The 10,347-nt window shown below is 64.1% G+C and carries 9 protein-coding genes and 1 riboswitch; of the genes, 6 read left to right on the top strand and 3 right to left on the bottom strand.

Going from position 1 to position 10,347, the window contains the following annotated elements:
- Positions 1 to 177: 177 nt before the first annotated feature.
- The 3 genes from B2747_RS02470 to B2747_RS02460 form a co-directional block, all read right to left on the bottom strand.
- Positions 178 to 1,812, bottom strand: coding sequence for an Ig-like domain-containing protein (locus B2747_RS02470; protein WP_291156452.1), 1,635 nt, complete (start codon positions 1,810 to 1,812; stop codon positions 178 to 180).
- 25 nt (positions 1,813 to 1,837) lie between these two features.
- A riboswitch (cyclic di-GMP riboswitch) is annotated at positions 1,838 to 1,935 on the bottom strand.
- Between the two features lie 201 nt (positions 1,936 to 2,136).
- Complete coding sequence (locus B2747_RS02465; RefSeq protein ID WP_291156450.1) at positions 2,137 to 2,835, bottom strand: low molecular weight phosphatase family protein; 699 nt, start codon at positions 2,833 to 2,835, stop codon at positions 2,137 to 2,139.
- Positions 2,836 to 2,871: 36 nt separating this feature from the next.
- Positions 2,872 to 4,665: a hypothetical protein gene (locus B2747_RS02460; protein ID WP_291156448.1), complete on the bottom strand. Its 1,794-nt coding sequence runs from the start codon at positions 4,663 to 4,665 to the stop codon at positions 2,872 to 2,874.
- A gap of 352 nt (positions 4,666 to 5,017) precedes the next feature.
- Here B2747_RS02460 and B2747_RS02455 point away from each other — a divergent pair, with 352 nt between their 5' ends.
- The 6 genes from B2747_RS02455 (at position 5,018) to B2747_RS02430 (ending at position 10,300) form a co-directional block, all read left to right on the top strand.
- The gene (locus B2747_RS02455; protein ID WP_343125853.1) at positions 5,018 to 6,187 is read left to right on the top strand and encodes an acyl-CoA dehydrogenase; all 1,170 of its coding nucleotides are present in this window, start codon (positions 5,018 to 5,020) and stop codon (positions 6,185 to 6,187) included.
- A gap of 51 nt (positions 6,188 to 6,238) precedes the next feature.
- The gene (locus B2747_RS02450; protein WP_291156443.1) at positions 6,239 to 7,531 is read left to right on the top strand and encodes a VanZ family protein; all 1,293 of its coding nucleotides are present in this window, start codon (positions 6,239 to 6,241) and stop codon (positions 7,529 to 7,531) included.
- 93 nt (positions 7,532 to 7,624) lie between these two features.
- Entirely contained in the window at positions 7,625 to 8,224 is a 600-nt protein-coding gene (locus tag B2747_RS02445) for a YggT family protein (RefSeq protein ID WP_291156440.1), read from the top strand.
- A 67-nt stretch (positions 8,225 to 8,291) separates the two neighbouring features.
- The gene (locus B2747_RS02440; RefSeq protein ID WP_291156437.1) at positions 8,292 to 8,507 is read left to right on the top strand and encodes an addiction module protein; all 216 of its coding nucleotides are present in this window, start codon (positions 8,292 to 8,294) and stop codon (positions 8,505 to 8,507) included.
- Positions 8,504 to 8,800, top strand: a complete 297-nt coding sequence (locus B2747_RS02435) for a hypothetical protein (RefSeq protein ID WP_291156434.1) — start codon at positions 8,504 to 8,506, stop codon at positions 8,798 to 8,800. The genes B2747_RS02440 and B2747_RS02435 overlap by 4 nt, the downstream gene beginning before the upstream one ends.
- Before the next feature lie 183 nt (positions 8,801 to 8,983).
- On the top strand, positions 8,984 to 10,300 hold the full coding sequence (locus tag B2747_RS02430; protein WP_291156432.1) for a UDP-glucose dehydrogenase family protein: 1,317 nt from the start codon (positions 8,984 to 8,986) through the stop codon (positions 10,298 to 10,300).
- Positions 10,301 to 10,347 lie beyond the last annotated feature (47 nt).

The raw sequence follows: 10,347 nt of genomic DNA, 5'->3' as shown, positions 1-10,347 counted from the left end.
CGCGATGATCTGGCTATCGGTAAACCGCGATGTCTTCATGGGAACCTCCTCGGATCAGTGTACGAGAAAAGTCCACTTTTGGCGACCGCTCTTTTCAGGGGGGATTACCGGGACGCATGCAATTTGCATGCGTCCCGACAACTCATTCTACTTCTCTTCAACTGCGTGGATACTGACCTACTGATCAACGCGCTCGAGGTCCTGTGACCACGCAGGTTTGGAATTAGAAATACGAATCTGATCAACCCAGAGGCTTTGACTCTTTGGTGCTCCGCCGTTCCAATAGGTGAAGAGATAGAGAGCATCAGCGAAGTCGGTGGTCGAACTAAGGGTCTGCATGCGATTCTCATCGATTAACAGCATGCCATCCTGCCAGACCCTTACGCGCGCCCCTTGTGAACCGGTTGCAGAAGACATCTTCAAGTTGACCGAGATCCTCTGCCACTGCCCTTTCTTGAAAGTTCCTGGCGCACCGAACTTGAACCACCAGTCTTGACGTTCTTTGATCATTCTGAACGAGCTTTCCCACTCGCCGTCATCCTGGATCTGGATGTCATTGTAACCGGCGTTTGAGCCCGATGAGGTCTTGGTACGAACTCGAATGAACTTTAGGCTGCCGTTCCCGGGTGTCTTAACGACGAAGTCTGATGGTACGAAGATGTAGAGCTGAAGCCAGAGGTCTGCACCCTGCGTCAGGGTCGTCGGAAAGTTGATCACTCCCCCCCACGAACCGAACCCGGTATCCGCCGAGTCAATACTCAAGCGAGCGGACAATCCTCCATCAACGCTCTTGTCCGAACTGATGATTGAACGACCCGCCGCGTCGTCAAAACCCGACGCACCCGTTCCAGCGTACGAACCAACTGCACCCGAATTGAAGTTTCGTTCGATGGACCAACCGACCGTCGGAGGTGGCGGTGCGGTTGTTGTGGACGTCACCGTCACCGTCGCCGTGTCCCGCAACGTCCCACCCGAGTGCGCCACGATCACGCGATACGTACCCGCCGTGGTCGGCGCCGTGTAGAGGCCGCCGGTCGATATCGACCCACCCGTCGCGCTCCAGGTAATGGGCGGCAGTGTGGTCGCCCCCGTGCTCCAGTTGGCCGTGGCGCCGAACTGCTGGGTGGCACCCGCGTTCAGGCTCACGATCTTGGGGCTCACGGTGATCTTGGTGAGCTGCGCCGGCAGCTCCACGGTAACAAAGGCCGTGTCCAGTGCGCCGCACAGGCAGTTGGCAATGACCATGAAGCTTCCGGCCACACTGCCCGCCGTGAACAAACCGCTGCTGCTGATACTGCCTCCCGTGGCCGTGTAGGTCACGCCAAAATTCCGGGTCTGGCCATCCGACCAGAGCTGCTGCGTAGAGAACTGCCGCGTCTGCCCGGGAGCAAGGGCCGTGCCCGTGCTGGGCGACACGGTAAAGCTGGTCAGGGTGTACGCCGGGGTCACGCTGACCAGGTAGGTCTCGTTCACGGCAAAGCCGCTGGCGGTCACGTAGGCCGAGCCCACAGACTGGCCCGTCACGTTGCCCTGGCTGTTCACCGTGGCCGCGCCGGGGTTGGAGCTCTGCCACTTGATGCTACCCCGGCTGCGCGAGGAGGTGCGCACGCTGAGCTTGGTGCTCGTGCCCACCTTGAGGCTCACTTCGCCGGACAGCGAGAGGGAGGAATAGTCGACTGTGTTGCGGGCCGCGCTGGCGAAATCCTGGACTTCGGGCGTGGAGGAAACGGTCTGGTCGGGCGCGCAGGCGCCCAGGGCGAGGACAGCGAGGACGGCGGCACTCTTTGGCCACCGGGTTGACAGGGGGTGCACTTGGGCCTCCACGGGACCGTATGCGTTCGGTAGCTCAGCCGGCGTAGCCCACACACCTTCGTGCGGAGCGGTAGCCCTGGAGCTTTGCGTCCCCGTTTTTCAACGGGTTTGCCTTTGTCGCTTCCCTGAATCGGCTTCGAGACGGTTCTGCGGACGCGGCACTGCTGAGGAACTGAGGACTCGTCATGGTGACGACCCCCAGTCGAGCCCGCAACGCGTTGCCGTGACTCCAATCACACCCACTGTATCACGCTGTGACACCCCGTCCATACGGCATGACACGCCCGCCCAGAACCTGTGCATCCCCCGTCTGCATTCAAGTTTTTACTGTTGAGCTTGACCCTGATCGAAGTAGCGGCGTGCCCACCACGCCGCTCTCTGGGACAGGCGCGCGAAAGCCTCCCGCGTCACCTCAGCGCCCTTGCCAAACGGGTCGGGCACTTCCCGTTCCCAGACGCCTTTTGCGGTGCCCAGGCGGCCGACCGGCGCCGTTTCACCTTGGGAACCGGCCTGCATGCCGGCCGCCACTGGCTGCGTGTGCTCTGCCCGCGCCAGCGCGTCAATGTCGCCCACCAGAAACACCCGCCGGCCCTGGCCGAGGTAGTGGATGACGCGAGCCTCGTTGCCGCGGTCCATGCACACCACCAGATCGTCAGCCGACAGCTGGAGATCGGTGAAGTTGCTCGAACGATGCTCCTCGAGGCTCACCCCCATTTCCTCGGCCACGACCAGCGCGGTGCGCTCGGCCAGCCCGCCGCTGTTGGCGTGGGTGCCACAGGATTGCACGTCCCGCGCGTGCTGCGGCACGGTCTGACGGGCCACGGCGGCAGCGAAGGCGCTGCGCATGATGTTGCCATGACACACAAAAATCAGACGGCCCTCGCGCTCAGCCAATGCCCTGGCCAGTCGCCGGGCCCGCGCAGATTTCCGCTCGAAGCGGCGGCGCAGCATCCACTCCGAGGCACCGGGCGGGAGGGTGCGCAACAACCACAGGGTATGGCGCGCGCCGCGAAGCCAGGCCATCAGCCGACCTCGCGCAAACGGCGCGTGGCCGTGAGCTCAGTGGAGACGCCGCAGCACAATGCGCAGCCCGCCGCCCGACACAGCAGCGGGTTGCGCAAGGGACAGGCGTTGGGTCTCACGATGCGTACCATTGAGCGCAATGTAACGCGTGGAGAGCGGCAGCACGTCATCCGTTAGAGTCACATCTTCACCCAACATGACACGCGTGGCACGCAGCGGGTTGGCGTCGTAGGCACCGGGCAGTTCCTGCGCCATGCCGCGCAACACCGCGGCCACATTCCACGTGCTGCGTCCAACTGCCTCGGCCCCTTCGACATTGGCGGCGAGGTCGCTCATCCATTGGGTGACCATGTCGGCCGACTTCATCCCGGTGAGCGCGGCCAGTCCCTCGAGACCGCTTCCGTGTGTGCCCGTGGCCAGTGCACGCAACGTGGCGCGCTCGTTGGCTGAGTGGTCGAGGGCCCAGCGCACAAAACTCCAGCCGCTGGCGTAGTGCATGGCCGTGAGCTGCGTGGCACCCAGCGCGCTCACGCGGTCCACGTTGCGCAGCCAGTCGTGCAAGGCCGAGAAGTGCTTGAACATGACCAGCGGCCGCTCGTCACAGTGACGCAGCTCACAGCCCACGGATTCTTCATAGCCAAGCGTGGTGTTGCCGCCGGTGGCAATGAAGGTGCGGGCATAGAGTTCTTCGGCCACACGTGCCGTGGCCTCCTCGAGCCAGGGCTCCTCGAAGCCGGCGCCACGCGCGATGCGCTCGGCATAGCTGGCGAGATGCTTGGTCTCGTGCACCAGCGTGGCACGCATGGCGCGGCGCCAGTCGCTGGGACGCTCGGTGGCGGCAGGCACACGGGCGAAGATGACTTCGTCTTCGTTGCTGGCGGCGAAAGTGCGACGCGGATGGAAGTTGCAGGCGCTGACGAAGGCCGCGGTGCCGGGCAGCGAGTCGTTGACGGTTTTCGTCAGGACCAGGGTGATGCGGCGGTCGCGGTTGGTGGCATGATCGAGAGCGAGCGGGTTGCCGAAGTGCTGCTGAATGAGGGGGAGGATGGTCTGGTCGAACTCGCGGCCGATGGCCTCGAGCTCCTTGTCCATCTTTTGTGCGTGGGGCGAGGTGAGGTCTTCGAGAATTCTTATGCTCGTCCCGATGAAAGCGGTCCGGGTCTGTGAGACCGGAGAGGACGAGCAGCCGGAGACGGGAATTGAGATGGGGACGGTGCCGTGGATGGCTCCGATGTTTGAAACTGCGAGAGCCGAGGCGACGGAAGCCTTTACGCCAGAAGCCGAGGGGGCGGGAGCCGGGGGGACGATGAGGGAGGGGTGGCTGCTGGGTTCGTTGACTGCAGCTGTGAGCTTTGAGTGGGAAGTGGTGGGTGTTGAGTTTGTGTGGGCCGGGTTTGGGTTCACCACGGCGATCAGGTATTTGGCGTAGGCGCGGTCGGCGGGGGCTGCCAGCTCGATGCAGGTGGCGTCGGCCGCTTTGAGTTCAACAGCGGGGCTGTTGGGGTCGAGGCTGAGGCGGCGGGCGGTGTGGACCAGCACCTTGGCCTCGAATTGAATGCCCTGACCAGAGACGCTGAGGCGGCGGGTTTGGGGGGCGGCGCAGGGAAACGCGTCAGCAGGCAGCTGCCACTCGAGGCGCGTGGATGACTGGGCCACAATGCGGGCATCCACGCCATCCACCTGCACACGCAGGCTGCCGAGTGCGGTGGGCAGGTGGCTGCCGAGGATGGCATGGGAGCCGGCGACAGTGGCCGTGTCGCTGGACAGCGCATGAATCTGCGGAGCGGCCAGGTTGCTGGTTTGCGGCGTGGACTGAGGCAGGGAACCCACAGCTTCCGGAGCCAGTGCGTCGCCACCGCTGCAAGCCTGCAACACCCCCAAGGCGCATGCCACGAGCGCCCAGCCCAACGGGCGGCGCGCTGTGGCCGTAAACGTCTCGTAAGTGGTTGTGCTGCTAACGGTTGCGTTTGGCACGGGCGTTGTCACGGGGTTGGCAAGGGCTCTCACGTTGCGATACAGGGAGCAACCGCCGTGCCGGACTCGACCATTCCGCGCTCATTCCTGGTTCATTTGGCCCGCATTCCACCGCGTGCCACCGCGGCCACGTCTAGGATTTGGCGGCGCCGGGCCTTAAATCGTTCGGGGTGGTCATACTCCCCGGTATCTCCCTCCACCTCAGACCATGTCGCATACCGTGTCCGAATCCGTCCGTCCGCCCCTGACCCTGCTCTCTGAAGAAGAGGAGCTGTTCCGCGCTGCTGTGGCCGAACTGGCCGAGTCGGAAGTGCGCCCGCGTGTGCGGGCGATGGAGGAAGCCGGCAAGGTGGACGCGTCGCTCACGGCCAAGTTTTTCGAGCTGGGCCTGATGGGCATCGAGTTGCCCGAGCAGTACGGCGGCGCCGGCGGCTCGCTCATGATGGTCACGCTGGCCGTGGAAGAGCTGAGCAAGGTGGACGCGAGCGCGGCCATCCAGGTGGACGTGCAGAACACGCTGGTCAACTATCCCCTGCACCGCTACGGCAACGACGAGCAGCGCGCGCGCATTCTGCCGCGCATGACGGCCGACACGATTGGCGCCTACGCGCTGTCGGAGCCGGGCTCGGGCTCGGATGCGTTTGGTCTGGCCACACGCGCGGCGCGCGCCGAAGGCGGCTGGGTGCTCAACGGCAGCAAGGCATGGATTACCAACGGTGGCGAAGCCAGCGTGTTCGTGGTGTTTGCCAACACGCGACCCGACATGGGCTACAAGGGCATCACGGCGTTCATCGTGGAGCTCGGCATGGAGGGCTTTACGGTGGGCAAGAAGGAAGACAAGCTGGGCATTCGTGCCTCGAGCACCACCAGCCTGCACTTCGAGAATGTGTTCGTGCCCGACGCCAACGTGCTGGGCGACGTGGGCACAGGATACAAGATTGCCATCGAGACGCTGAACGAGGGCCGCATTGGCATTGGCGCGCAGATGCTGGGTGTGGCGCAGGGCGCGCTCAACGCGGCGGTGGGCTACCTCAAGGAACGCAAGCAGTTCGGCAAGGCGCTGGCGGAGTTCCAGGGGATCCAGTTCCAGGTGGCGCAGGCGGCGACGGAGCTCGAGGCGGCGCGGCTGATGGTGTACAACGCGGCGCGCCTGAAAGACGCGGGACAGGACATTGCGCGCGAGGGCGCGATGGCCAAGCTGTACGCGTCGCAGATGTGCGAGCGGGTCACGTCGCTTTGCGTGGAACTCTTTGGTGGCTACGGCTACACGCGGGAGTACCCGGTCGAGAAGTACTACCGTGATGCGAAGATCGGGACGATTTATGAGGGGACGAGCAATATGCAGTTGCAGACGATTGCGAAAGCGGTACTGCGGTAGTGTGTGCCGCTGGATCGGTCAGCTTTGAGCTTTGAGTTGAAGTTCTGAGTCGTGAGTTTCCTCAGACTCGGGGCGTTGCTATGCAGCGTGGTCGTGATCATCACGGCCACGCTGTTGCCGTTCAATCCCATTGTGTCGTCGCAGATTCCGCCGCAGTGGTGCCTGAGGTGCGGAGGACTGTGGTTGACGGACGCGGTGAGCAATGTGCTGTTGTTCGTGCCGTTTGGTTTGGCGGCGGCGTGGGTGTTGTCGCGACTGCGCGGTGGACTGCGCATAGGGATGGCGCTGGGGCTGGGGCTGGTGTTCTCCCTCGGCATTGAGTGGCTGCAGTCCATTGGCGTGCCGCCATCACGATCGGCGGCGCTGGCCGATGTGATTACCAACGGTCTGGGTGCGTTGTTTGGTGCGACACTCGTGGTATGCGGGCCGTGGCTTGTGCGGCCGAGCGAGATGGGCGCGCGGGTGCTGCATGCATCGTGGCTCGGCGGCGCACTTGGGGTGTTTGTGCTGACAGCGCTGGCCATGGCGCCGCGAAGTCCTGCTGTTGCCCATGGCTCGGTTTCGGCGGAGGCGAGTCCGTATCCGCATGTGCCGGGTCAGGCGTGGTACGGTGGCAGCAATGACTCGGTGCTGGTGAACGGACGGGTACAGTTCACGCGCGGGTGGAGCGGGCCATTCATTGTGCAGCTGGACGCAGAGCCGGACACGGTGCGCGTGCAGAACTTCGTGCGCGGACGCGAGGCGGAGCCGTATGCGGTACCGCTGGTGTTTCTGCATCTGCCGGGTGATACGGCGCCGGTGATGCAGCTGCGGGTGAACAAGGATGCGGCGGAACTCGGGGTGACGCGGCGGGCGTGGAGCTGGGGACTGACGTTCCCTTCGGTCGTGTTGGATGGGGCGTTTGCCGGGCGGAGCCTGGACGATCCGCGCGAACTGGTGTTGTCGGGGATGGCGTCGCGGCACACGCTGGAACTGCGGTCGGGGTCTGTGTCGGGGTCGGGGGATGTGGCACGGGTGGAGCTGTTGCCGACCGTGGGTTGGGCGATGCTGCAGTCGCTGGTGACGGTGCAGTCGCGTTGGGCATGGATGGTGGAGATGGCGTGGCTCGGGGTGTTGTTGTTTCCGGTGGGGTGGTGGAGGGGGCGGGTTTCGGTGTTTGACGCGCTCGTGGTGCTGGGATGCTATTGGTTGCTGGCCTGGTTGGATTGGACGGGGAGAGTTGGGATATGGGAGATGGGCGTGAGTGTGGGATATGTGATGATCGGAGGATGGGTCAACGGCAAACTGCGACAGCCGGGCGGACGGAAGCCTTTGCGCCGGAAGCCATTGGTGCAGCAGCCCTGACGGCGAACTGCGGTTTGGGTCGGGGTCGGGGTTGGGGTCGGGGTCGGAGTTTGGGTCGGAGCATTGGGCAGGTGCGTGGGGTAGATTGAACGCATGATTGAGGTCATCGTCGGGGCGTTGGATACGCTCCTCTTCTTCCTGCGCCCCACGGTGTTTGTGTTTGGCGCGGTGGCGGCGGTTGGCGCCGCGGGGTCGTGGGCGGTGCGCACGCGGCGCATATCGCCGTTCTCTGGCGCGGCGCGGTTCATTCGGGAGCGCGTGGACCCCTGGCTGGTGGCCCCCATGGAGCGCCGCCTGCTGCGCGCGGGCGGCACACCGACCTCGGCGCCGCTCTGGGCCCTGGCGGTGGTCATTCTGGGCGGCCTGCTGCTCATCAGCACCATCCAGTTCCTGCGCAATGAACTCATCATGCTGTTCATGGCCAGCCAGTCGGGCAGCTCATTGGTGGCGGTGCTCATTCGCTGGACGTTCAGCATTCTGCGCATCGCGCTGTTCGCGCGCGTGATTTCCAGCTGGGTGGGCGGCGGCCCATACAGCAAGTGGTGGCGCTGGTCCTATCAGCTCACGGAGTGGTTCCTGGCTCCGCTGCGCAGCGTGATCCCGACCATCGGGATGATCGACATTTCGGTGTTGGTGGCGTACTTCGGGCTGGGGATTCTCGAGAGCCTGATCGTGAACGCGTTGATGCGGTAACGGGCTGGCTACACCACCTTCAGTTGGCCCGCTTGCATTCCTACCTCGGCCTCTCAACTTTCGCGATATGAGCGTGCCCATTTTCGACTTCAGTCACCTCACGCCTGAAGAGCGCATCGAGCTGGCCGAGCAGCTGTGGGACAGCCTTGAGCCTTCGGGGATGTCGCTCTCTGAGGAGAACGCATCCGAGCTGCGCCGGCGCCGGTCTGCTTTGGCGGCTGACGGTAATCTCGGTCAGCCGTGGCGCGAGGCACTCGACGAGATCGAATCCGGCGGCGCGTGAGCGCCGCCCTGTTCCTTCGTGCTGAGGCCAAGGACGATCTCCACGAAGCCTTCGTCTGGTACCAGAAGCGACGAATTGGTCTGGGGTTCGAGTTTCTCCGAACCGTCCGCGTCGTACTCGCTGCAATTGAGCGGTCGCCAGAGACATTTGCGGTGGCACTTGATGATGTGCGAAAGGCGCCACTTCCCCGCTTCCCGTATGTCGCGTACTTCGTGGTCCTACCTGCCGGAATTTCGGTTATTGCCGTCATCCACGAGAAGCGCCACCCGAGACGCTGGCAGGCCAGGCGATAGTCTCCCATCTCTCGCGTCAAACATCCCATCTTCGGCGTCTCATCTCTGACCAGTTCCTTCGCGCGGTCCCACCTTACGCCGTTCGACCTTACAAGGTCTCATCTCCCACGCCTCATCTCTGACGTTGCGCAATTGTAGCAGGGTCATGACTTAGCCCAGACCTGCCCGCGCGAAGCTGGTGCCATGAAGATCTCCATGATCGGCACCGGCTATGTGGGCCTCGTCTCCGGCGCCTGCTTCGCCGAGTTCGGCACCACGGTCACTTGCATCGACAAGGACCAGAGCAAAATCGACGCATTGCGCGCGGGCCGCATGCCCATTTACGAACCGGGTCTCGATGACCTGGTCGCACGTGGACAGTCACGCGGCCTGCTGCATTTCCATACCGAGCTCGCAGATGCCGTGGCCGAGTCGGATGTGGTATTTCTGGCGGTGGGCACACCAAGCCGACGCGGCGACGGACACGCCGACCTGCGCTACATTGAGGACGCCGCCGCACAGGTGGCACGCGCGCTCACCCGTTACACCGTCATCGTCACCAAGAGCACCGTGTCCGTGGGCACGGGCCGACGCGTAGCCGATATCGTGCGCGAGGTGTTGCGCGAGACCAATTCGACGGCACAGTTCGACGTGGCGTCCAACCCCGAATTCCTGCGTGAAGGCTCGGCCATTGGCGACTTCATGCGGCCCGACCGCGTGGTCATTGGCTGCGAGAGTGAGCGCGCGCAGGCGGTGCTGCGTGAGTTGTATCGTCCGCTCTATCTCACCGAAACACCCATCGTGATGACGGGGCTCGAGACGGCGGAGCTCACCAAGTATGCCGCCAATGCGTTTCTCGCCACCAAGATCACGTTCATCAACGAGATGGCCGACCTGTGCGAGAAGCTTGGCGCTGATGTGCAGGACGTGGCGCGTGGCATGGGACTCGACGGACGTATTGGCCGCAAGTTTCTGCACGCGGGGCCGGGCTACGGCGGGTCGTGTTTTCCCAAGGACACGCTGGCTCTGACGCGCACGGCGCAGGAAGTGGGCGCGCCGGTGCGTCTTGTCGAAACCGTCGTGCAGATCAACGATCGCCGCAAAGGCGCGATGGCCGGACGCATCATGCAGGCCTGCGGCGGCCATGTACGCGGCAAGACCATCGGCATTCTGGGGGTGGCGTTCAAGCCCAATACCGATGACATGCGCGATGCGCCGTCGCTGTCGATTGTTCCGGCGCTGCAGGACGCGGGGGCGGTGGTGCGGGCGTACGACCCCGAGGCCATGCACGAGGCGGAGCGACTGCTGCCGGGTGTGGCGTGGTGCGACGACCCGTATGCGGTCGCGGAGGGAGCGAGTGCGGTGGCGCTGTTGACGGAGTGGAATGAGTTCCGGGCGCTGGATTTCGAGCGGCTTGGCGCGGCGATGGCGGACCGCGTCTTTGTGGACCTGCGGAATGTGTACCGGCCGGCGGTGGTACGCGGACTAGGCTTTCGGTACAGCAGTATTGGTCGAAGTTGACTGCGGTCTGGGTCGCTACTGCCACCGCAGTCCTTGACTGCAACCGC

This window comes from Gemmatimonas sp. UBA7669 (assembly GCF_002483225.1).
Classification (GTDB): domain Bacteria; phylum Gemmatimonadota; class Gemmatimonadetes; order Gemmatimonadales; family Gemmatimonadaceae; genus Gemmatimonas.
The sequence above is the reverse complement of the archived record's forward strand: the minus strand, read 5'-3'. Positions and strand labels throughout refer to the sequence as shown.

Bases quoted from the DNA above. Each gene is read 5' to 3' on its own strand.
- B2747_RS02445 (WP_291156440.1), top strand. From the start codon at position 7,625: ATGATTGAGGTCATCGTCGGGGCGTTGGATACGCTCCTCTTCTTCCTG.
- B2747_RS02440 (WP_291156437.1), top strand. From the start codon at position 8,292: ATGAGCGTGCCCATTTTCGACTTCAGTCACCTCACGCCTGAAGAGCGC.
- B2747_RS02455 (WP_343125853.1), top strand. From the start codon at position 5,018: ATGTCGCATACCGTGTCCGAATCCGTCCGTCCGCCCCTGACCCTGCTC.
- B2747_RS02465 (WP_291156450.1), bottom strand. From the start codon at position 2,835: ATGGCCTGGCTTCGCGGCGCGCGCCATACCCTGTGGTTGTTGCGCACC.
- B2747_RS02430 (WP_291156432.1), top strand. From the start codon at position 8,984: ATGAAGATCTCCATGATCGGCACCGGCTATGTGGGCCTCGTCTCCGGC.